Raw genomic sequence first — 19,803 nt, 5'->3', positions numbered from 1 at the left:
CAGAGCACAAGCCCCATCCGACCTATGGCTGACTTTCCTGTATCCGAGCCGCTCTGAGAGGCCCGCATTACAGGAGAGTCGTCCTATGAAAACCCACGCACAGGCCGTTGTGATCGGAGGAGGCCTGGTCGGATGTTCGATCCTCTACCATCTGGCCAAGCTTGGATGGACCGATGTGGTCCTGCTGGAACGGGACGAGTTGACCAGCGGCTCGACCTGGCATGCGGCGGCGAACATCCACGGGCTGCACGACAACAACAACATCACCCGTATCCAGCACTATACGATGAACCTGTACAAGGAGCTGGAGAAGGAGACCGGGCAGGGCTGTGGGGTGTTCCAGTCGGGGTCTCTTTATCTGGCCCAGACCGAAGACCGCGAGCACCAATTGCGCCTTCAGGAAGCCAAAGCGAAATTCTACGGCCTGAACTTTTATGAGATCAGCCGCGAGCAGGCGATGGAACTGCACCCGCTGGCCCAGTTCGACGACATTCGCTGCATCATGTTCGAACCGGATGGCGGCAACGTGGATCCCTCGGGCGTGACCCATGCCTATGCCGCAGGTGCGCGGGCGATGGGCGCCACGATTGAGCGGTTTTGCCCCGTAATAGGCATTGATCAACAGCCTGACGGGTCATGGATCGTGCGTACCGAAAAGGGCGATATCCACACGCAATGGGTGGTCAATGCAGGTGGTCTCTGGGGGCGTGAGGTTGCGGCACTGGCGGGTATCGAGCTGCCTCTGCAACCGACCGAGCACCAGTATTTTGTTACCGAAGCAATTGATGAAGTCGCGACTTTGGGCCGTCGACTGCCATCCATCGCCGACCGCGATGGCGAATACTACTTCCGGCAGGAGGGCAACGGGCTGCTGATCGGGGCGTATGAGAAGGACATGCGGTTCTGGGCCGAGAACGGCACACCGCTGGATTTCGCCCATGACCTGTTTCCGGACGATCTGGACCGGATCATGGAAAACGTCATCCGCGCCACGGAACGCGTGCCGGTGGCTGCCACAGCGGGGGTCAAACGGGTGATCAACGGGCCGATGATCTGGTCTCCGGACTCGAATGCGATCTGGGGGCCGGTGCCGGAACTGCAGAACTATTTCTGTTGCACCGGTATCATCCCCGGCTTTTCCCAGTCGGGTGGCCTTGGCTTGCTTTCTGCCCAATGGATGATCGAGGGCGAGCCGCAATACGACATGTTTGCCTGGGATCTGGCGCGATTTGGCGATTGGGCCGACAAAAAGTTTACCAAAGCGCGGGTCGAGGATCAGTATGCGCACCGTTTTGCCATCCATTTCCCCAACGAAGAACGCAGTGCCGGTCGCCCCGCCCGTGTGCGCCCCGCGTACGAGATGCAGAAGGACATGGGCTGCGTCTTTGGGCTCAACTGCGGCTGGGAACACCCCCTATGGTTCGCTGATCAGCCCGGTACGGTGGACACCAACGGCTTCACCCGCCAGAACTGGTGGGAGCCGGTGGGGCGCGAAGTCCGGATGCTGCGCGAGAATCTAGGTGTTATCGATATCTCGAACTTCGCCAATTACGTGATCACGGGACCGGGCGCCCATGACTGGTTGGACCGTCTGGTCGCAAACCGCGTGCCGACCGAGGTGGGCCGCTCGTGTCTGACGCCGTTGATCTCGGTCCGGGGTGGCGTGGCGGGTGACTTTACCATCACCAAGGTTGGTGAAGACAACTACATGATGATCGGTTCCGGTATGGCCGAACGCTATCATCAGCGGTTCTTCAATATGGTAGACCTTCCAAAAGGTACAACGTTCGAGGTTGCCACCGACCGTATTGCCGGTTTCAACGTTGCCGGGCCCAGATCCCGCGAGGTCTTGCAGCGTCTGACCAACACGGATCTGGCCAACGACGCCTTTCGGTTCATGCGGTCGCAGACCATCGAGGTCGCGGGCGTCACTTGTCTTGCGATCCGCGTCAGTTTTACCGGTGATCTGGGATGGGAACTGCATTGCGCTGAAAAGGATCAGATCAGGCTCTATACGGCGTTGTTGGATGCTGCCAAAGAGCTGGGCGGCGGCCCGGTCGGGGGCCGCGCGTTGGGATCGTTGCGTATCGAGAAAGGCTATGGCTCTTGGGGCCGCGAATACTCGCAGGAATACTGGCCACAGGAGGTTGGTCTGGCCGGGTTGATCAAGCTGGACAAAGAGTTTCTGCACAAGGACGCCTATTTGTCCGTCAGGGACACTGCCCCGCGGGAAGTGTTGTCGGTCTTTGAGGTAGACGCCAAAGATGCTGATGCAGCAGGTGGCGAGCCGGTCTTCACGCCAGACGGGCGATCCGTTGGTCGCGTGACGTCGGGGGCTTATGGGTATTCGGTCGGCAAATCGCTGGCTATCGGATATGTGGATCCCAAAGTGGCTCAGCCCGGTGACACGGTCGAGATATTCATCCTCGGTAAACCGCACACCGCCCGGATCCTCGCCAAACCACCTTTCGATCCGGATGGGCTGCGTCTGCGCGACATTCGGACACCGGTGATGGAGCCGGCCAAGTGACCGACACATTTACCCGCGTTGCCGAGTTTGCCCTCAACCGACCGGCCGGGGAAATTCCGACCAGCGCGCGTGAGGCGGCGGCGGTGCTGATGCTGGACACGATGGGTGTCCTGATCGCTTCGGGGCCGATGCAGGCCGGTTTGATCGCCCGCGATACCTCGGCCTTACTGTATGCTAGCACCCATCCATCCCACAGTGCCCGCATGATGTTCGACGGGCGAACGGTCAGCATGGCCGGAGCAGCCTATGCCGCCGCCACGCAGACGGACAATCTGGATGGTCACGACGGTTACAATCCGACCAAGGGTCATATTGGTGTCGTCATCCTGCCTGCACTCGCGGCCCTAGCAGAACACTGTCCCGATTTGAGCGGCCCGGACGCTCTGGCCGCTGTTGTCACCGGGTACGAGATTGCCGGGCGGGCCGGTCTGTCGTTGCATGCAAGCGTCAGCGATTACCACACATCCGGCGCCTGGAATGCGCTGGGTGTCGTTGCGATGGCCGCGCGATTGCGCGGGCATTCACCGGAAACCATGCGTCAGGCAATGGGCATAGCCGAGTACCACGGGCCTCGCAGTCAGATGATGCGCGAGATTGCAAATCCGACAATGCTGCATGACGGCTCCGGTTGGGGGGCCATGGTCGGAATGTCAGCGGCTATCCTGGCCGAGCAAGGGTTTACCGGTGCTCCTGCAATCACGATCGAGGCCGATGCGGCCGCGCCGCACTGGGCAGATCTGGGTCAGGTCTGGCAGGTCGAGCAGCAATACATCAAACCCTATCCGATCTGCCGATGGGCTCATGCGGCCATCGACGGCGTGCGGGCGATCATGCAGGACCACGATCTGGCCCATCAACAGATTGAGGCGGTGCATATCCACAGTTTCAACGAAGCGGTCTGCCTTTTTTCAGGGCTCCCGGACACGACATCGCAGGCGCAGTATTCGCTGGCTTTTGCCGTTGCTGTTCAGGCGGTGCATGGTCGCATTGGGGCCGAGCATATCTCGGGCGCGGGCTTGACCGATCCGGTTGTCGCCCGGCTGATGCCCCGTATTCACGTCGCTGAACGCGACCGGCACAGCGCGCGGTTCCCGCAAGGGCGCTGGGCGGATGTCGAGATCGTCACATCGGACGGTCGCGTCCTGAGCTCAGGGGATCTCAATGCCCGTGGAGGGCCCGAGGCCCCGCTCGACAAAAGAGATGTCATGGACAAGTTCCATCAGTTTGCATCTCCCGTCATCGGCGACACACGGGCGGGCGATATCAGCGCCGCCATTTTGGGCTGGACGAAACCCGGATCGCGCTATGCGGATCTGGTGGGGCTTGTCTACGCGCCAGCGAACGCCTGACTGGGACGGGTCAGATTGTCCTCGGACTCAACTGCCCGACATCCGGCTTTGCTGCCGGTGCGCTGGTTTTGCATTACGCGATGTAATGACACGCTATGGCGGTTGGACGGTTTCCATCATGCGGGTAATCACTTGCCGAATTTCGGCACTGTTTTGCAGCAGGCGTGTTGCATCCGCGAGTGGTTTGTCGGGTTGCCGCTCCACCGGCGCCGACAATGCTTTGGTCGCGTTGCTCAAAGCGGCAAACCTGTCGGTCGGGTTTGCGGTAATTTCTTCTGCCAGACCCGCCAGCCAGAACAACCGGTTGGCAGCTTCCGTCTCGCCAAGATCGCGCAGGATGGTGCCAGCTGCGGCCAAGTCCCCGGTCGCTTGCAAGGCCTGAACCCTCAGGGAAAGTGCCGTGTCCGTATCATCACCGGACAGTTCCAACATTGCCTGATGTGGACGGGCATCGGTTAGCGCAGCCCGAGCCCGCAAACGCGCCCGTTCGGCGCGCCTGATACTGTCTTGCGGTCTGCTGGCCAGGGTTTCGGCCTGTGCAGAGAACCCCAGCGTGGCCAACCGGCCTGACAGCGCAATAGCCGTCTCTGTCGTGAGTGCCTCCATCATTTCCTGCGACATGCCAACCGTCTGGCGCAGGAAGGTCAGGTCATCCGACCGTTCGGCAAGCACTTGCAGATGGCGGTTCAATGCACCCGCTCTGTCCGCCTTGTCCGAAAGGCTTTGAATCTGGACAAACGCCTCGTCAAACTCCTGATTCAGGCTCAAGGCGATTGCGTGCGTCCGGGCCATCAGCGGACCGATTTCTGATCGACGCAGTTCTTTCGCGTAAGAGGCGGTCAGGTCCAGTTCCTGACGCGACACAGCGCCCCGATCCGCCCACCGCTTTTCGACAAGGCGGGCTAGGGCGATCGGCGCCTCGGTCGCAGCGTCCGGCGCACTTATCACCTCGGTCAGTAAGTCTTCCGCATGATCATTGTCTCCCTCGGCCACCGCGACTTTGGCTTGGGCCTGCGCCAGCGCCGGCGCCGTATTCAACTCCACCCGTTCGACGGCGCGTAGAACCCGGCGCGCGGCCTCCAGCTCTTGTGCCTCCACCAGAACGGACGACAGGGCCGGTCCCAGAGTGCGCCTCAGATGATCCGGCAGCCGCACAAAAGATTGCTCGATCACGTCCAGGCGGGCATTGGACGACAGTGCCCGATCGCTCAACACAGCCCACAGGGCCGCGTCACTCTCGCAATGCTGCAGCCCGCTGAACGGGTTCGGGGTCGGTGGTCTTTGCCTATCCGCAAGCGCGGCAATTACGGAAATCCGTTCCTTTTCGGGCATCTCCGTTTCCAAAAACGTGAGAGTCTGGACCGCCTCTGCCCCAAAGCCGTAATATGCATAGAGCCTTGCGAGCGCCAGAACCTGTTGCTCGTCGATGCGGTCAAACTCGCCAAACAACCCTGCCCTCAGATCTGCCACCTGCTCCGGAAAAGGACGAGCGTCGGACCAACTGTCAAAGCCCAGCTCGACGCTTGAGATACACACCGGTTCCCTTTCAATCTGAGGCAGTTCGATGCCCAACGGACCACTCAAGCCATCCAGAACCGAGGACAGGTTGACGTTGGCGCCCAATCCTTGCGGACCGGTGGGGTTTTCCGCAGGAATGGAACTGCGCGGGCCGATCATCGCGATGTTCAGGTCCAGAATCTCCCGATCTGCCCCTTGCAGAAGCCGCGTTGACAACTCGTCCTCAAATTGCTGACCTTTCAGAGTCAACAAAGGCAGAGCCAGTCCCTGTGTCAAATCCACCGGTTCCGGTGCCTCGTGCGGTTGCGGGTCCTGAAAGACAGGTGCAGGAATGTCGAAAGCCAGTGGCGGAAGCACAGCGCCCGGCGCAATATCCACGACGATCATCGATTGTTGATACAGAAACGCGGACGCAACACAGTCGCAGCCGAATTCCAGGTCCAACGCTTCGCCCGGCCCGGATTGTGACAGGGATGACAGGCGATTTGACGACAACCTTTGAAAAACGGAACCGGTGCCAAAGGTCACGTCATCAATTTCAACCGACAGTCGCGCCCCGTTTTTGCGTTGCGCCAGAATCCAGCTTGTGCCCGGCGGCACCTGCACGACAAGTCGCGTGTACCCATCGTGCTCACCGGATCGCACCGTGACTTCCTCAGACGCTGCGCCCGACGCCGCAGAAATCCCTAGTATGACAAGCGCACACAGTCGCTTCATGCCGCGGCCTGCTTGATTTCCTTCAACGCCGCTTCCAATTCGGTAAAGCCGGGGCGATTGTGGGTCGGTGTATTCTGGCGGCCAACTTCGATGCACATGGCGGCGTTGTGATTGTGCAGATTGGCCACTAGCACCTCTTTGATGAGCTGATAAAAGTGATTGTCCTCTTCCACGACAGCTTTCAGGCGGCCTGCGAAGGGCCCGACCAGCCCATAGGCCAGAAACACGCCTAAAAAGGTGCCGACCAGCGCACCACCGATCAGCTTTCCCAAGACCTCGGGGGGTTGGTCGATCGAGCCCATCGTCTTGATCACGCCGAGAACCGCAGCCACGATCCCCAGGGCAGGTAGGCCGTCCGCAACAACTTGCAAGGCGTGGCTGGAATGCATGGCATGATGAAAGTTTGCCTCCATCCGTTTTTCCAGAACCTCTTCGACCTGATGCGGGTCGTCGTAGTTCATCGCGGCCGACCGCATCGTGTCGCAAATCAGATCCACCGCCTCTTTGTCGGCCAGAATTCTGGGGTAGGACGAAAAGAGAGAGGAGTTTTCCGGCTCCTCGATGTGCTGTTCCAGGTCAACCGGGTTTGTCCGTGCAATTCTGATCAGGGAAAACAACAGACAGAGCAGATCGCGGTAGTCTTCGGGCTTCCATTTCGGCCCTTTGAAGATCTTGCCCATATCCTTGACGGTGTGTTTGATCGCGCTTTTGTCATTTGCGATCAGAAAGGCACCGACGGCGGCCCCACAGATGATCATGATCTCAAAAGGCAGCGACTTCAGAATAATGGTCATCTTTCCGCCAGCAGCCAGATAGCCGCCGAAGACCATGACAAAAATGACGACAATTCCAAATAGCCCGATCATCTGAAACCTCCGGCGACATCGAAAAGGGGATTAAAGACCATGGCCGTCATTCCAGTGGTGCGTTTGCGTTGCGGCCCGCCATCACGACACTGATCGTATAGGCGGCTTCGGGGCTGAGACCGGCCAGAACGCCCGCCGCCGCATCCGGCGGCATGCGCGACAGAAATCCCGCGGCAAATTTCGGATCCATCGTCTCAAACAGTGCGGCTGCATCCTTTGGTTTCATGTTCTGGTACACGTCCGTCAGCTGCGTCAGGTCGGTTTCGGCGGCTTTTTCAGCAATGACCAGCGTGGCGCGCAACTCTTCTTCGGCCTCTTGCAACGCCTCCAAACGGGTCTCAATGGCCAGATCGGCAATCTCCAGCGCCTTTTCCTTGTCCTGCAAGGCCGCCTCCCGTTGCTTCAGAGCCTCTTCGCGGCGCAGAAGTTCCGTCAAAAGAACCTGCATGTCGGGTGCAACAGGCTCGGGCTCGGTTTGGGCGGGTCCAGAGGTTGTGGCAAAGGCGGGCCCCGCCTCCAGCCCCAGCCGGATTGCGGCCGATCCCAGCATCAGCAAGGAAATCAGCGTCAGCACGCCGCCGACCGGGCGCGTAGCGCCTCTTTGGAGCGTTGCCACTGTCATGCGGGGGTCTCACTTTGCTTGCGATCATGCCGGAAAAACATCACTCCCTTTGGGGCCGCCTCGGTATCGGTTTTGTCAGGCGGTTCCGATTCAATCTCATCAGGAGTTGAATCCGGTTCTTCAGGCGCAGTTTCTTTGGGATCGGTGTCGGTCGGGCTCTCTTCGGGATCAGGAGATTTTGGGCTGGGGCGTGGGGTGTCGTCTGCTGGAATAACGTCATGCATGGACGCCATCATCAGTTCCAGACGCTGCGCCACCGACTCGGCCCTTTGGGTCAGATCTGTCAGGACATCGCCCGAGTGATCGGATGCACTCCGCGCGCTGTCGAGCGATTTTTTCAGTTCATCCGCCTGCGAGGACAGAACCGCAACCGCGCCTCCCACGCCTTTTTCAAGATCGGTAAAGCGTTTGAGACGGCGGGACAGAACGAAACAGTAAAGACCTGCGCCCAACGCACCTGCGACCAGCAAAATATCCGCTATAAGCTCCAATTCTGCCTCCTAATTCAGCACAAATTCCATCACGAGGACATCGCGCACGCGGCCTTCACCAACTACGATTTCGATGCGCCGCAGCAGATGCCCGCGGATACGCATCAGGGCCAGCGAATCCTCCAGATCCGAAACCTCGATCGCCCGCAGATACCCATTCAGGACATCCATGATTCGTGGTTGCATTTTTTCCACGTCAGAGGTGTATGGCGCGTTAACTTCGAGCTGTGCGTGAAACTTCAGATGCCGGGCTTCGCCGGCGTCGACGGACACGATCACCGGCGGGAGATCGACGAAACGCACATCCGCCAGCGCCTTTGCAGGCTTGTCCGACCCGTCCTCGACAATTTCAGCGTTCTTTGCGGAACCTCCGAAAGGCAGCAGGCCGGAGGTGGTCAACACATATCCTCCGACGGCGCCGGAAATTGCCAGAATCACCCCGACGATCAGTCCTGTTTTCCCCTTTTTTTCCGGGGCTTCTGCCTGTTCCGCAGTAGCGTCGGTCATGATGTCCTCATCCGTTCCTTCTGTGCCTGTCATAACCCTGCAGGGACTAACCGATTGTTAAGGGCAATCGTCCAAACAGGGGGTGAGCCGGGCAGAATGTCGGCGAGTCGGAGGTGAGCGTGCAGCAGATCGGAACTGTCTGGGCAAGTTTGGACAGGCGTAAACAAATCATCGTTGCCGGTGCGGTTGTGCTGGTGTTTGTCGGGGTCCTTGCGATGTCACGGCTGGTCACCTCGCCGTCGATGACGCTGCTGTATGCAGGTCTGGAAAACGGCGCCGCTGGGGACATCGTTCGCTCTCTGGATCAGCGCGGGGTTCCCTATGAGATTCGCGGCGGATCCATCTATGTGCCGGGCGCCCAGCGCGATGAACTGAGGATGACGCTTGCCAGCGAGGGCCTGCCTGCCAACGGCAGCCGGGGCTACGAACTGCTGGATTCGCTCAGCGGCTTTGGTACCACATCGCAGATGTTCGATGCGGCCTATTGGCGAGCTAAGGAAGGGGAGCTTGCGCGCACGATTGTAGGCAGTCGCCATGTCAGCCAGGCGCGTGTTCATATTGCCAACGGGTCAGCCAACCCGTTTCAGCGCAGTATCGCACCGACGGCATCGGTTTATCTGGTGCCGTCAGGTGCGCAGATCACCGGCGATCAAGCCAAGGCGATCCGATTCCTCGTCGCCTCGGCAGTCAGTGGAATGGCGCCGGAAAATGTCACCGTGATTGATTCGAACGGGTCCGTGATCGGAGGGCAGGACACGGCGGTCGCTGCGGACACCGCCGATGACAAATCCCGCCTGCTTCGCGAGCGCGTGCTGCGTCTGGTTGAAGCCCGTGTCGGCACTGGAAACGCTGTGGTCGAGGTGAGTGTCGATACGGTCACCAAGACCGAATCGATCCGGGAGCGCCGTTTTGACCCGAAAGGCCGCGTCGCCATCAGCACCGATGTCGAGGAACGGTCGGACAGCGCGCGCAACCAGTCTTCGGATGTCACAGTGGCCTCGAACCTGCCGGACGGGGACGGGGCGGGCGGGGACGAATCGAATTCAACCGCGACGCAGACCCGTGAGCGGGTGAATTACGAAGTGTCGGAAACGGAACTTGAAGTGCACAGTGCACCCGGGGCGATCAAACGGCTGACCGTGGCGGTTCTGGTCAACGGAACCCGCGCGCCGGATGCCACGGGTGCCGAAGTATTCACCCCTTTGCCACAAGCGGAACTGGATGCATTGCAGGAACTGGTGGCGTCCGCCGTAGGGTTCGACGCGGAACGGGGGGATGTGATCACCCTGAAATCTCTGGATTTGCCGCTGATTGAGCCTCAGGGGACGCTGGCCTCGGCCTCGATGTGGCAGAATATCCACCTCGATGCGATGTCGCTGATCCAGATGGCTGTTCTGGCGGTTGTATCGCTGGTGCTGGCGCTCTTCGTGATCCGGCCGATTCTTATGAAACCGGCCACGACCCCGGCGCTGCTGCCGGGTGCCTCCAGTTCCGGGCCGGAGGACACACCGGTTCTGGTCGGCGAAATCGCTGCAGAGGACGCGTCGGGTTTCGAGGCCTTGCCCGGTCAGTCGGCACAGGCGGTTGTGCCGGCGCTTGGGGCTGTCCCATCTGCGGACCCGGTTGATCGGCTGCGGGCGATGATTGGCGACAAGCAGGAGGAGACGGTTGAAATCCTGCGCAGCTGGCTCGAAGAGGGCGAGGAGAGGGTCTGATGTCGATTGCCCATCTTCTCGAAGACTTCACGGCTCAGTCCGGCGGCGGCGCGCTTCATCTGCTGGACGATGAGGCCCTGGAAGAGCAGCGCCTTGCCGCGTTCGAAAATGGCTATGGCGCGGGCTGGGAAGACGCGGTTCAGGCACAGGAACAAGGCCGGGGGCAGGTCTCGCAGGAACTCGGTAAATCGCTGGAAGACATGTCTTTTACATATCACGAGGCAATCGCTCGTATGACCCTGTCTCTGGAACCGATGTTCCAAAGCCTGATCCAGGTTGTTCTGCCCGACATGATGCAACGCAGCTTTGCCGCGCGATTAACGGAACAGCTGTGTGACATGGCGCGTGAGCAGATGAACCAACCCATGCAGATCATGGTGCCGGACGGTCGGTCAGAGGATGTCGAGGCGTTGCTTCCGCAGGATCTGCCATCGAATCCGCGTGTGATTGAGGATCCTGCTCTGGAACCGGGTCAGGCGCGCCTGCAGGTTGGCATGGCCTCCCGGGAAGTGGATTGCGATGCGGTGCTGGCATCAATCGCGCAGGCATTCGAGTCGTATCTGTTTGAGGCAAGAGAGGTTCTGACCAATGAGTGATCCCCAAACCCCGAAAAGCGAGAAATCAAACCCGTTTGATGCGGTCCCCATCGAAGTGACGGTGTCGGTGGGCCGCGCGCGGCCCTTGATCCGGGACCTGCTTAACATGGGCGAAAACGCCGTTCTGACCCTGGATAAGCGCATCGAGGATCCGGTGGACCTGTATGTCGGGGACCAACTGGTTGCCCGGGGGTTGCTGGAAGAAATGGAAGGCGATCAGGCGGGGCAACTGGCCGTGCGTCTGACCGAGATTTCGGACCTGCAAAACGGGATCGGCTGATGCGCCCCCTGATCTGGCTGGTTCTGCTGGCCACTTTGATGGCGCCATCGTTGGCCGCCGCACAGGATGTGACGTTGTCACTGGGCGATGGCGAGTCGCTCTCGGCGCGGACCATCCAGTTGATTCTACTGATCACGGTCCTGAGCCTTGCGCCGGGACTCGCGATCATGATCACCTGTTTTCCGTTTCTGATCACCGTTCTGGCCATCCTGCGGCAGGGGATCGGGTTGCAACAATCGCCACCCAACATGTTGATCGTCAGCCTGGCCCTGTTTCTGACCTATTTCATTATGGAGCCTGTTTTCACCGAAGCATGGTCTACCGGAATCCGTCCGATGATTGACGAAACACTGGCGGTCGAACCGGCGCTGGAGCGTGCCCTGGAACCGTTTCGCGTGTTTATGGCGTCCCGATTGGATCAGGACACATTTTATTCGATGGCGGCGCTGCGGCCCGGTGGTGCAGACATGGAACTGTCACCCGCAGCGCCTCTGTCCATTCTGATGCCGTCCTTCATGTTGTCGGAAATTGCACGGGCGTTTCAGATCGGATTCCTGATCTTTCTGCCGTTTCTGATCATCGATCTCGTCGTGGCTGCCGTTCTGATGTCGATGGGCATGATGATGGTGCCGCCCGCCATCGTGTCTTTGCCATTCAAGCTGGCATTCTTTGTCATTGCAGACGGGTGGGCGCTGATTGCAGGCGCCTTGGTCCGCAGCTACATGCCTTAGATGCGGCCTGCCGCTTGTTCGAGCGCGGTCTACCCGGTGCGACTCAGGTCGTTGATCAGCTGATTCAGATTGCCCTTGCGTGCATCCAGCATGGCGCCGATCTCGGTTCGCTCCGTCAGCAGCAGGTTCACCCCTTCGATGAACATGTTGTAAAACTTGTCGCGCCCGGATTTGTCCGACACCAGAAAGGTGACATCAAAGGGTGATGATCCTTGCAGTTTGACCGAGGTTCTGACCTCGTATCCCGCTTTGATCTTGCGTGCGTTTTTGACATTCACCTCGCCGCCGATGAACTCGCGGAAGCGGCGCCCATATTTGCGCGAGATGTAGCCCTGAAAGGCCGAGGTGAATTGTTTCAGTTGCGACGGGCTGGCCGTTCGGGCATCGGCGCCCAGGGCATACCGCGCCATGATCGGCACATCGGCATATTGGACGAAAATTTTTTCGAAATCGCGCAGCATGGCGTTTTCCGATTTGCCCGAGGCAATCACGCGATTAATATCTGCAACCACATTGTTGACCAGGGCCGTGGCGCTGGCTTTGCTGAGGGCCAACGCAGGCGCTGGCAGAAGTGTCACTGCCAGGCCAGCCAGACCTGAAGCAATGAAATGACGTCTGTTCAACATGTTATTCGGCATAGGGGTCCTCGTAGGGGTCGAGATAGGGGTCCCTGACCGGGTCGGTCCCGATATCGGCATAGGGGTCGGTATACAGGCCCAGATAGGCATCTTCATCGTCCCTTGCCAGTTCAAAGCGTCGGTTTTGCAGATAGATCAGACGCGCCTGCGCGTAGCTGTCGGCGCTTTCGTAGAGAATTGAATCGACGGTGTCCGAGAACCGCCCCCGATCCCCCATGCGCCGCACAACCTCGGCATACACCCCGAGATTGTCCGCCGGTCGCGTCGGGCTGAAGTTGATCGGGTTCGAGAACAGATTGACCACGACACCCACCGCATCCCGCGTTGTGGAGGGGCCATAAAAGGGCAGTTCGACATAGGCGCCTTCGCCAAACCCCCAGACATGCAAGGTCTCACCGAAATCCGTATCCACAGGTGGCAGGTTCAGTTCATCGGCAGGTGCCGACAGTCCAAAACCGCCCACGGTCATATTGACGACAAATCGCAACAACGCGTTGCCCATTTGCTTGGGGTTGCCCTGCAGCAGATAATCAATTGCCTGGCCCGGCAGAGAGATATTCTCGGCAAAATGATTGAAGCTGGTCACCATCGGATCGGGAACAATCTTGACGTATCCTTTGGACGCCGGGCGAAACAGAAACCGGTCGACACCAAGGTTGAATTTGTGGACTGAGCGGTTGGCGCCTTCATACGGGTCAAAGATCCCACCCCGGGCCGCCTGATCTTGGGGCTGTGTCGCACATGCGCTGAGCACTGCCATCAGGGGCAGAAGCAACATGTATCTGAAGCTGGCTCTGCTTAACACGGTCTTCGTTACTCCAAGTCGTCCGGCTACGATCTGTCCGAACATTCAATCAATACTGCCTTCGACTATGTGTGGCGACACAAGTTTCCGTCACATAGACGTTTCGTAACCACATTGAAACAGCTTGCGTTTAACCCCGTCGCCGGGTCGAGGTAAAGTGACACGGCATCCATAGCCTGGAATAAGAGGACTTATGCCCACACTCCAGGCAATCCAGAAAAAATGCGTTTCCGTCTTTTCCAACACCCGCTACCCGGTTAGCGTCCGCCCGAGTCAATTTAGGTGAGGACCTTCATATGAGCATCGCAGCAAAACTGGACAGCCTGGGTGTCACACTGCCGGACGCCCCCGCGCCGGCGGCAAACTATGTGCCTTTCGTGCGCATGGGCAACATTGTCTATGTCTCGGGTCAGATTTCCAAGGCTGACGATCTGATCACCGGCAAGCTGGGAGACGACATGAATGTCGATGCCGGCGCAGCCGCTGCCAAGGTTTGCGCGATCAATCTGTTGGCACAGGTCAAGGCCGCCTGTGGGGGCGATATCGAGAAACTGGTGCGCGTGATCAAGCTGACAGGTTTTGTGAACTCGACACCGGACTTCACCGCGCAACCGCAAGTCATCAATGGCGCCTCGGATTTTCTTGTCGAAGCTCTGGGAGACGCCGGTCGCCATTCCCGGTCCGCTGTCAGCGCGGCATCGCTGCCCCTGGGCGTTGCGGTCGAAATCGAAGGCATCTTCGAAGTGCAATGACACCGCCCTTGCCCGCAGAATTTCTGCAAACCCCGATCACGCACCGGGCCTTGCATGACGTTTCGGATCGCCGCCCGGAAAACAGCCGGGCGGCCATTCGTGCCGCCGTCGATGCCGGGTACGGGATTGAGATTGACCTGCAGCTCACCTCCGACAACCGTGCGATGGTGTTCCACGACTACGACATGTCCCGCCTGACCGGGCAACCGGGTCCGATCCGGCAGGTCACCGCGGCGCAGGCCTCTGCCACCCCATTACTGCACGCAGAAGACGGCATTCCGACCCTGGACGAGGTACTGGACCTTGTCGCCGGAAAGGTCCCGTTGCTGATCGAATTCAAGGATCAGGACGGGGCGATGGGCACGGATATCGGACCGTTAGAGCGGGATGCCGTGCGGGCATTGCGTGGGTATGACGGTCCTGTGGCGGTGATGTCATTCAACCCGAACAGTGTCGCCGAACTGGCAAAGCTGGCCCCTGATCTGCCGCGCGGATTGGTGACCAGCGGGTACAACCCGCTGAACTGGCCTCTGCCGGTTGAAACCTGTAACCGCCTGCGCGAGATACCTGATTTCGACCGCGTCGGCGCGAGTTTCATCAGCCACGAGGTGCATGATCTGAACCGCCCCCGTGTCGCCGAGCTCAAGGCCCGTGGCGTGCCGATCCTGTGCTGGACCGTCCGGTCGCCTGAACAAGAGGCAGAGGCGCGCAAGGTTGCCGACAATGTGACCTTCGAAGGCTATTTGACCGTGCAGCCGGGTTGATCCCGGCACACCCCGCCACACATATTGGACAGGCGCGGAGGGCAGATGGATCAGGCACAGATCGAAGTTCAGGTTCTGGCAACGCTCTCGCAGATATCTCCTGCGGAATGGGACAGTTGTGCCTGTCCCGAAGCCAGCGATGGCGGTCGACCACTTGATCCTTTCACCACCCATCGGTTCCTTCTGGCGCTTGAGCAAAGCGGCTCGGTCGGGAGTGGCACCGGCTGGCAGCCGCAATATCTGACGGCCTATCTGGACGGGATGCTGATTGCTGCCGCGCCGATGTACGCCAAGTCACACAGCCAGGGCGAGTATATCTTTGATCACAACTGGGCCCATGCCTATGAAAGCGCCGGCGGACGCTATTACCCCAAGCTTCAGGTCGCTGTGCCTTTTACCCCTGCAACGGGACGACGGTTTCTGGTGCGGCCCGGATATGACGGGATTGGCATGTCGGCCCTGGTGCAGGGCGCGGTGCAACTGGCCGCTGACAATCGTGTCTCGTCCCTGCACGCCACATTCTGCACCGAAGATGAGGCGCACGCGGGCGAGCAGATGGGGCTGATGCATCGCACCTCGCAGCAGTTTCATTGGCTCAACGACAGCTATGCCGATTTTGATGGTTTTCTGAGCGCGCTGTCGTCCCGCAAACGCAAGAACATACGCAAGGAACGCGCTCAGGCCTGCGAATTCGGGGGCGAGATCAGAACGCTGACAGGCTCAGAATTGCGGCCCGAACACTGGGATGCCTTCTGGCGGTTTTATCAGGATACCGGGTCGCGCAAGTGGGGCGCGCCGTATCTGACGCGACACTTCTTTGATATTGCACAGGACACCATGGCGGATGACATGGCGTTGGTTCTGGCGGAACGGAACGGATATCCAATCGCCGGCGCACTGAATTTCATCGGACGCGAAACGCTCTTTGGCCGTTACTGGGGCTGCGTCGAACATCACGCCTGTCTGCATTTTGAGCTGTGCTATTATCGGGCGATCGATTTTGCCATTGCGCATGGTCTGGCTCGCGTCGAAGCTGGCGCACAAGGTGAGCACAAGCTGGCGCGCGGCTACCTGCCCACGCGCACCCACAGTCTGCACTGGATCGGCGATCCGGGATTTGCCGATGCGGTTCAGAAATTTCTGGACGCCGAAGGCCGCGCAGTGGGAGAAGAGATTGAAATCCTGACGGATTACGGTCCGTTCAGAAAATCTGACCCGGAGGAACAGCAATGACCGAACTCTTGTCAACCGAGACCCGTGGCCCACTGCTGGACCCGCTGTTCAAGAACGGCTGGACCATGGTCGAAGGCCGGGATGCGATCACCAAGACCTTCGTCTTCGAAAACTTCGTCGCGGCCTTTGGCTGGATGACTCAGGTGGCGATCTGGGCCGAGAAATGGAACCACCATCCCGAGTGGTCGAATGTCTACCGAACGGTCGAGGTGGTGTTATCCACCCATGATGTCGGCGGCCTGTCGTCATTGGACGCCAAGCTGGCGCGCAAGATGGACAACCTTTTGGACTAGCCCCGGTCGCCGCGCGATCCCATGCCACCCGCCAAAGATGCTGCTACGCCCATCTGCTCGAATTCGGCAGGGGTCACGGTGCCGTCGCTGACATTGATGTTTCGTGGAATGCCTGTTGTCCGGTTGCCGATTGATCGGACACTGCGAGCGGCCGGGTTAATATCCAGGCAGCGTGTGTTGTAGCAGGTCAGACCACTGGTATTTATCTGTATCTGTTGTTGTCCGTCAGGACCCGTCACAACAGGCGCCTGCGGCACATCACACGCCGCAACAAGCGCCAGCGCACCCGCGCCGATCCATTTGTTCATATGACGCTCCTGTCAGAGTCGGCCTAGTCCAATTGGCCGTTGCCATCCTGATCCGCAGAGTTGAAATCGTCGTCCATCTGCGCATTGTACTCTGCTCTGGAGATAAGGCTGTCGTTGTCGCGGTCAACATCCTGGAACTGCTTGATGTCCAGAAACGGCTTGGCCTCGTCCAGACCCAGCGTGCCGTTCTTGTCCTCGTCCATGGCCTGAAAGGCATAGTCCGAGAAGGCGTTGAACTCATCCTTGGACAGGAAACCGTCATTGTTGGCGTCGATGGCGTTCAGCTCTTTTTCATGCAGTTCGGCCACGGTTTCCGCGCTGGCGGCACTTGCCAGAACCATGGCGGTGATCAGGATCATTCCACGTTTCATTCCGGTTCTCCTCAGCATGCGTATCTCTGACCTTCGAAACCGCCAGCGGCCGCACCCGCTGCGGTCAGGATCGTTTTGCCCGACCCGCCGCCGAACTGATTGCCGATGGCACCGCCGATCAGTGCGCCACCCAAAGTGCCGCTGAGACAAGCGATCTCATGCTGTCGTGCCGCCTGCTGTTGCGGCGTCGGCGCGGGGCCGCACGCTGCCAGAAGGCCAGCGCCCACAAGGGCGGTCGAAAATGCTTTTAGTTTCATAAAAGAACTCCCCAATTGTATGCGGTCAGTATTTGCGCAACCGGGCAGTGTATCAAGTTAAATAGAGTTCATCTGGCCCCGGACGTGCCGGGGCCGAAACAGAGTCAGATAACGTCGAGCAATCCTTCGCCGGCTGAGATTTCGCAGGCGCCCGGGTTGTCTTCGAGATTCAGCGCAACAACCTTGCCGTCCTCGACCAGCATCGCGTACCGCTTGGACCGTGCGATCAGCCCGGCGGGCGGCGCATCGAACTCCATTCCGATGGCCTTGGTGAATTCCGACGCGGCGTCGGCCAGCAGGGTCAGCCCGGCCCCTGTGGCCCCTGTGGCCTCGCCCCAGGCCTTCATCACAAAGGGATCATTGACCGAAACGCAGATGATTTCATCCACACCCTTGGCATCGAACTGATCTTTGGTGCGCATGAAGCTGGGCACATGCGCCGAATGACAGGTTGGTGTGAACGCGCCCGGCACGGCAAACACCACCACTTTACGCCCCTTTGTCTTGTCTGAAATCCGCACCTCTTCTGGGCCGTCCGCACCCATCTGGATCAGCGTGGCTTCGGGCAGCGTGTCACCTGTTGAAATCATTTTTGTGCTCCTGTCGATTGGATTTGCAGAGTTGGGCTTAGCCGCAATATAGGTGTGCAGACAAAAGTAACCACGGGAATTCGACAGGGTGAGAGAAACATGAGCCATATTGTCGTGATCGGTGCCGGTCAAGCAGGCGCCTCGCTGGTCGGCAGACTGCGCAAGGATGGGTTCGACGGGGACATCACCTTGATCGGGGCCGAGCCGCATTTGCCCTATCAGCGCCCGCCCTTGTCCAAGGCCTACCTGCTGGGCGAGATGGAACTGGAGCGTCTGTTTCTGCGGCCCGAGAGCTTTTATGTCGAAAACAACATCTCCCTCCGTCTGGGCCAGCGGGTGACCGCGATTGACCCGCAGGCCAAGACGGTCACGGTGGGTGATGAGGTAATCTCTTACGATCAACTCGCGCTTACGACCGGCTCACACCCACGCCGATTGCCAGCCGCAATCGGCGGTGATCTCGACGGAGTCCATGTGGTGCGCGATCTGGCTCATGTGGATGACATGGGGCCATATGTAACCGAAGGTGCGCGCGCGCTGATCGTGGGTGGCGGCTATATCGGGCTGGAAGCCGCGGCAGTCTGCGCCAAGCGCGGTGTGAAAGTGACACTGGTTGAGATGGCGGATCGTATTCTGCAAAGGGTCGCCGCGCCCGAAACCAGCGATTACTTTCGCGCTCTGCACAGTGGCTATGGTGCCGATATCCGAGAAGGCGTGGGCCTGGACCGGTTGGAGGGGGACAACGGCACGGTCAAGTCGGCGGTGCTGACAGATGGCACCAAGCTGGACGTCGACATTGTGATTGTGGGTGTGGGTATCGTGCCCGCGACAGATCTGGCCGAGATGGCCGGGTTGGATCTGGATAACGGCATCAAGACCGATGCCTGTGGGCGGACCTCTGATCCGTCGATCTGGGCAGCGGGCGATTGTGCCTCATTCCCACATGCAGGTGAGCGCATTCGCCTGGAGAGCGTGCCAAACGCCATCGATCAGGCCGAAGTGGTGGCGCAGAACATGTTGGGTGCCTCCAAGGAATACGTTGCGACGCCGTGGTTCTGGTCGGACCAGTATGACATCAAGTTACAGATCGCCGGGCTGAACACCGGCTATGATCGGGTCGTGACCCGTCAGGGCGAGGGGCAGACCGTCTCGTTCTGGTATTACAAAGGTGATCGGTTGATTGCCGTCGATGCGATGAACGATCCACGCGCCTATATGGTGGGCAAGCGGTTGATCGAGATGGGAAAAACAGCAGATCCGGCTGTCGTTTCCGACCCGGATGCGGATTTGAAACCGCTGCTCAAGGCGTGAGGATCATTGCCGGGGATTTCCGGGGAAGGGCCCTTGCATCGGTTGGCAAGGGCGACGCTGCCGCCCATCTGCGCCCGACCACCGACAGGGTACGGGAAAGCCTGTTCAACGTTCTGACGCATCAGATCGACTTTGATGGCCTGCGGGTACTGGACCTTTTTGCCGGTACGGGAGCGCTGGGTCTTGAGGCGCTGTCGCGCGGGGCGTCCCATGTCACCTTTGTGGATGATGGACGCGTTGCGCAGGGCCTGATCCGCAAGAATATCGACCTGACCCGCAGTATTGACCGCACCGATCTGATCCGTCGGGATGCGGCGCGGTTGGGCGAAAACCCGCAAGCAGACTACGATCTGATCTTTTTGGACCCACCCTATGGCAAAGGGTTGGGGCAGAAGGCGTTGGCTGCTGCTGCGGCGGGTGGGTGGATCGCTGACAACGCGCTGATCGTCTGGGAGGAAGCCGCTCCGATGACAGCACCCAAAGGGTTCCTGCTGCAGGATGTTCGAAAATACGGCGATACCCATGTCACCCTGATGTGGCGCGCCGGTTCAGGCTGAAA

The 19,803-nt window shown here is 59.5% G+C and carries 23 protein-coding genes; 12 read left to right on the top strand and 11 right to left on the bottom strand.

The genetic code is table 11. The annotated features are described in order from the left end of the window. The first annotated feature begins 85 nt into the window (after positions 1-85). Together ACR3E0_RS00540 and ACR3E0_RS00535 are read left to right on the top strand one after the other, a co-directional pair. Positions 86-2,530, top strand: coding sequence for a GcvT family protein (locus ACR3E0_RS00540; protein ID WP_480475127.1), 2,445 nt, complete (start codon positions 86-88; stop codon positions 2,528-2,530). Then, positions 2,527-3,879, top strand: coding sequence for an MmgE/PrpD family protein (locus tag ACR3E0_RS00535; RefSeq protein WP_480475125.1), 1,353 nt, complete (start codon positions 2,527-2,529; stop codon positions 3,877-3,879). The genes ACR3E0_RS00540 and ACR3E0_RS00535 overlap by 4 nt, the downstream gene beginning before the upstream one ends. A 93-nt stretch (positions 3,880-3,972) precedes the next feature. Here ACR3E0_RS00535 and ACR3E0_RS00530 read toward each other — a convergent pair whose 3' ends face one another. From ACR3E0_RS00530 to ACR3E0_RS00510, 5 genes are read right to left on the bottom strand one after another with little or no spacing between them, the layout of a single operon-like run. After that, the gene (locus ACR3E0_RS00530; RefSeq protein ID WP_480475123.1) at positions 3,973-6,114 is read right to left on the bottom strand and encodes a hypothetical protein; all 2,142 of its coding nucleotides are present in this window, start codon (positions 6,112-6,114) and stop codon (positions 3,973-3,975) included. Then, positions 6,111-6,980: a flagellar motor stator protein MotA gene (gene motA / locus ACR3E0_RS00525; protein WP_480475121.1), complete on the bottom strand. Its 870-nt coding sequence runs from the start codon at positions 6,978-6,980 to the stop codon at positions 6,111-6,113. Before motA ends, ACR3E0_RS00530 begins: the two co-directional genes overlap by 4 nt. A 46-nt stretch (positions 6,981-7,026) precedes the next feature. Next, positions 7,027-7,602 (bottom strand): MotE family protein, encoded by a 576-nt coding sequence (locus ACR3E0_RS00520; RefSeq protein WP_480475119.1) that lies wholly within the window; start codon positions 7,600-7,602, stop codon positions 7,027-7,029. Further along, complete coding sequence (locus ACR3E0_RS00515) at positions 7,599-8,093, bottom strand: hypothetical protein (protein ID WP_480475117.1); 495 nt, start codon at positions 8,091-8,093, stop codon at positions 7,599-7,601. Before ACR3E0_RS00515 ends, ACR3E0_RS00520 begins: the two co-directional genes overlap by 4 nt. A 9-nt stretch (positions 8,094-8,102) precedes the next feature. Next, positions 8,103-8,633, bottom strand: coding sequence for a flagellar basal body-associated FliL family protein (locus tag ACR3E0_RS00510; RefSeq protein WP_480475115.1), 531 nt, complete (start codon positions 8,631-8,633; stop codon positions 8,103-8,105). A gap of 86 nt (positions 8,634-8,719) precedes the next feature. Here ACR3E0_RS00510 and fliF point away from each other — a divergent pair, with 86 nt between their 5' ends. Genes fliF through fliP form a run of 4 tightly spaced genes read left to right on the top strand, consistent with a single transcriptional unit; the run spans position 8,720 to position 11,922 of the window. After that, positions 8,720-10,315, top strand: a complete 1,596-nt coding sequence (gene fliF / locus ACR3E0_RS00505) for a flagellar basal-body MS-ring/collar protein FliF (RefSeq protein WP_480475113.1) — start codon at positions 8,720-8,722, stop codon at positions 10,313-10,315. Continuing rightward, positions 10,315-10,911 carry a FliH/SctL family protein gene (locus tag ACR3E0_RS00500; RefSeq protein WP_480475111.1) on the top strand — a complete coding sequence of 199 codons (597 nt, stop codon included), beginning with the start codon at positions 10,315-10,317 and terminating at the stop codon, positions 10,909-10,911. Before fliF ends, ACR3E0_RS00500 begins: the two co-directional genes overlap by 1 nt. Then, positions 10,904-11,191 (top strand): FliM/FliN family flagellar motor switch protein, encoded by a 288-nt coding sequence (locus ACR3E0_RS00495; protein ID WP_480475109.1) that lies wholly within the window; start codon positions 10,904-10,906, stop codon positions 11,189-11,191. The genes ACR3E0_RS00500 and ACR3E0_RS00495 overlap by 8 nt, the downstream gene beginning before the upstream one ends. After that, positions 11,191-11,922 carry a flagellar type III secretion system pore protein FliP gene (fliP, locus tag ACR3E0_RS00490; RefSeq protein WP_480475107.1) on the top strand — a complete coding sequence of 244 codons (732 nt, stop codon included), beginning with the start codon at positions 11,191-11,193 and terminating at the stop codon, positions 11,920-11,922. The genes ACR3E0_RS00495 and fliP overlap by 1 nt, the downstream gene beginning before the upstream one ends. A gap of 29 nt (positions 11,923-11,951) precedes the next feature. Here the strand turns inward: fliP and ACR3E0_RS00485 are convergent, their stop codons facing one another. Together ACR3E0_RS00485 and ACR3E0_RS00480 are read right to left on the bottom strand one after the other, a co-directional pair. Next, positions 11,952-12,560, bottom strand: a complete 609-nt coding sequence (locus tag ACR3E0_RS00485; RefSeq protein WP_480475105.1) for an MlaC/ttg2D family ABC transporter substrate-binding protein — start codon at positions 12,558-12,560, stop codon at positions 11,952-11,954. Beyond that, positions 12,550-13,320 (bottom strand): MlaA family lipoprotein, encoded by a 771-nt coding sequence (locus tag ACR3E0_RS00480; RefSeq protein ID WP_480475103.1) that lies wholly within the window; start codon positions 13,318-13,320, stop codon positions 12,550-12,552. The genes ACR3E0_RS00485 and ACR3E0_RS00480 overlap by 11 nt, the downstream gene beginning before the upstream one ends. Positions 13,321-13,661: 341 nt before the next feature. Between ACR3E0_RS00480 and ACR3E0_RS00475 the strand changes: the two genes are divergently transcribed. Genes ACR3E0_RS00475 through ACR3E0_RS00460 form a run of 4 tightly spaced genes read left to right on the top strand, consistent with a single transcriptional unit; the run spans position 13,662 to position 16,407 of the window. Further along, positions 13,662-14,117 (top strand): RidA family protein, encoded by a 456-nt coding sequence (locus ACR3E0_RS00475; RefSeq protein ID WP_480475101.1) that lies wholly within the window; start codon positions 13,662-13,664, stop codon positions 14,115-14,117. Next, positions 14,114-14,881 carry a glycerophosphodiester phosphodiesterase family protein gene (locus ACR3E0_RS00470; protein ID WP_480475099.1) on the top strand — a complete coding sequence of 256 codons (768 nt, stop codon included), beginning with the start codon at positions 14,114-14,116 and terminating at the stop codon, positions 14,879-14,881. Before ACR3E0_RS00475 ends, ACR3E0_RS00470 begins: the two co-directional genes overlap by 4 nt. Positions 14,882-14,926: 45 nt before the next feature. Next, entirely contained in the window at positions 14,927-16,114 is a 1,188-nt protein-coding gene (locus tag ACR3E0_RS00465) for a GNAT family N-acetyltransferase (RefSeq protein ID WP_480475097.1), read from the top strand. Then, positions 16,111-16,407: a 4a-hydroxytetrahydrobiopterin dehydratase gene (locus ACR3E0_RS00460; protein WP_480475095.1), complete on the top strand. Its 297-nt coding sequence runs from the start codon at positions 16,111-16,113 to the stop codon at positions 16,405-16,407. The genes ACR3E0_RS00465 and ACR3E0_RS00460 overlap by 4 nt, the downstream gene beginning before the upstream one ends. On the opposite strand, the gene ACR3E0_RS00455 is transcribed toward ACR3E0_RS00460, so the two are convergent. The 4 genes from ACR3E0_RS00455 to ACR3E0_RS00440 all read right to left on the bottom strand — a co-directional run bounded on the left by ACR3E0_RS00455 (position 16,404) and on the right by ACR3E0_RS00440 (position 17,933). Then, on the bottom strand, positions 16,404-16,715 hold the full coding sequence (locus ACR3E0_RS00455) for a hypothetical protein (RefSeq protein ID WP_480475093.1): 312 nt from the start codon (positions 16,713-16,715) through the stop codon (positions 16,404-16,406). The two genes, ACR3E0_RS00460 and ACR3E0_RS00455, sit on opposite strands and share 4 nt — an antisense overlap. 23 nt (positions 16,716-16,738) lie before the next feature. Then, positions 16,739-17,086, bottom strand: a complete 348-nt coding sequence (locus tag ACR3E0_RS00450) for an EF-hand domain-containing protein (protein ID WP_480475091.1) — start codon at positions 17,084-17,086, stop codon at positions 16,739-16,741. Between the two features lie 11 nt (positions 17,087-17,097). Next, a complete protein-coding gene (locus ACR3E0_RS00445; protein WP_480475089.1) occupies positions 17,098-17,343 on the bottom strand; it encodes a glycine zipper 2TM domain-containing protein in 246 nt (81 codons plus the stop codon). Positions 17,344-17,447: 104 nt separating this feature from the next. Then, the gene (locus tag ACR3E0_RS00440) at positions 17,448-17,933 is read right to left on the bottom strand and encodes a redoxin family protein (protein WP_480475087.1); all 486 of its coding nucleotides are present in this window, start codon (positions 17,931-17,933) and stop codon (positions 17,448-17,450) included. A gap of 99 nt (positions 17,934-18,032) precedes the next feature. Between ACR3E0_RS00440 and ACR3E0_RS00435 the strand changes: the two genes are divergently transcribed. Both ACR3E0_RS00435 and rsmD read left to right on the top strand, forming a co-directional pair. Beyond that, positions 18,033-19,244, top strand: coding sequence for an NAD(P)/FAD-dependent oxidoreductase (locus ACR3E0_RS00435; protein WP_480475085.1), 1,212 nt, complete (start codon positions 18,033-18,035; stop codon positions 19,242-19,244). Beyond that, positions 19,241-19,801 carry a 16S rRNA (guanine(966)-N(2))-methyltransferase RsmD gene (gene rsmD, locus ACR3E0_RS00430; protein WP_480475083.1) on the top strand — a complete coding sequence of 187 codons (561 nt, stop codon included), beginning with the start codon at positions 19,241-19,243 and terminating at the stop codon, positions 19,799-19,801. Before ACR3E0_RS00435 ends, rsmD begins: the two co-directional genes overlap by 4 nt. Positions 19,802-19,803: the final 2 nt, after the last annotated feature.

It is taken from the genome of Ruegeria sp. AJ12 (genome assembly GCF_056536245.1).
This window is presented reverse-complemented; position numbering and strand designations above follow the sequence as displayed.

What these genes read in the sequence shown, in the direction of transcription:
- ACR3E0_RS00470 (WP_480475099.1), top strand. Translation starts at nt 14,114, where the DNA reads ATGACACCGCCCTTGCCCGCAGAATTTCTGCAAACCCCGATCACGCAC.
- ACR3E0_RS00500 (WP_480475111.1), top strand. Translation starts at nt 10,315, where the DNA reads ATGTCGATTGCCCATCTTCTCGAAGACTTCACGGCTCAGTCCGGCGGC.
- ACR3E0_RS00510 (WP_480475115.1), bottom strand. Translation starts at nt 8,633, where the DNA reads ATGACAGGCACAGAAGGAACGGATGAGGACATCATGACCGACGCTACT.
- ACR3E0_RS00485 (WP_480475105.1), bottom strand. Translation starts at nt 12,560, where the DNA reads ATGCCGAATAACATGTTGAACAGACGTCATTTCATTGCTTCAGGTCTG.
- ACR3E0_RS00435 (WP_480475085.1), top strand. Translation starts at nt 18,033, where the DNA reads ATGAGCCATATTGTCGTGATCGGTGCCGGTCAAGCAGGCGCCTCGCTG.
- ACR3E0_RS00475 (WP_480475101.1), top strand. Translation starts at nt 13,662, where the DNA reads ATGAGCATCGCAGCAAAACTGGACAGCCTGGGTGTCACACTGCCGGAC.
- ACR3E0_RS00540 (WP_480475127.1), top strand. Translation starts at nt 86, where the DNA reads ATGAAAACCCACGCACAGGCCGTTGTGATCGGAGGAGGCCTGGTCGGA.
- motA (WP_480475121.1), bottom strand. Translation starts at nt 6,980, where the DNA reads ATGATCGGGCTATTTGGAATTGTCGTCATTTTTGTCATGGTCTTCGGC.
- ACR3E0_RS00455 (WP_480475093.1), bottom strand. Translation starts at nt 16,715, where the DNA reads ATGAACAAATGGATCGGCGCGGGTGCGCTGGCGCTTGTTGCGGCGTGT.
- ACR3E0_RS00480 (WP_480475103.1), bottom strand. Translation starts at nt 13,320, where the DNA reads ATGGCAGTGCTCAGCGCATGTGCGACACAGCCCCAAGATCAGGCGGCC.
- ACR3E0_RS00520 (WP_480475119.1), bottom strand. Translation starts at nt 7,602, where the DNA reads ATGACAGTGGCAACGCTCCAAAGAGGCGCTACGCGCCCGGTCGGCGGC.
- fliP (WP_480475107.1), top strand. Translation starts at nt 11,191, where the DNA reads ATGCGCCCCCTGATCTGGCTGGTTCTGCTGGCCACTTTGATGGCGCCA.
- ACR3E0_RS00465 (WP_480475097.1), top strand. Translation starts at nt 14,927, where the DNA reads ATGGATCAGGCACAGATCGAAGTTCAGGTTCTGGCAACGCTCTCGCAG.
- ACR3E0_RS00445 (WP_480475089.1), bottom strand. Translation starts at nt 17,343, where the DNA reads ATGAAACTAAAAGCATTTTCGACCGCCCTTGTGGGCGCTGGCCTTCTG.
- ACR3E0_RS00495 (WP_480475109.1), top strand. Translation starts at nt 10,904, where the DNA reads ATGAGTGATCCCCAAACCCCGAAAAGCGAGAAATCAAACCCGTTTGAT.
- ACR3E0_RS00460 (WP_480475095.1), top strand. Translation starts at nt 16,111, where the DNA reads ATGACCGAACTCTTGTCAACCGAGACCCGTGGCCCACTGCTGGACCCG.
- ACR3E0_RS00530 (WP_480475123.1), bottom strand. Translation starts at nt 6,114, where the DNA reads ATGAAGCGACTGTGTGCGCTTGTCATACTAGGGATTTCTGCGGCGTCG.
- ACR3E0_RS00450 (WP_480475091.1), bottom strand. Translation starts at nt 17,086, where the DNA reads ATGAAACGTGGAATGATCCTGATCACCGCCATGGTTCTGGCAAGTGCC.
- ACR3E0_RS00440 (WP_480475087.1), bottom strand. Translation starts at nt 17,933, where the DNA reads ATGATTTCAACAGGTGACACGCTGCCCGAAGCCACGCTGATCCAGATG.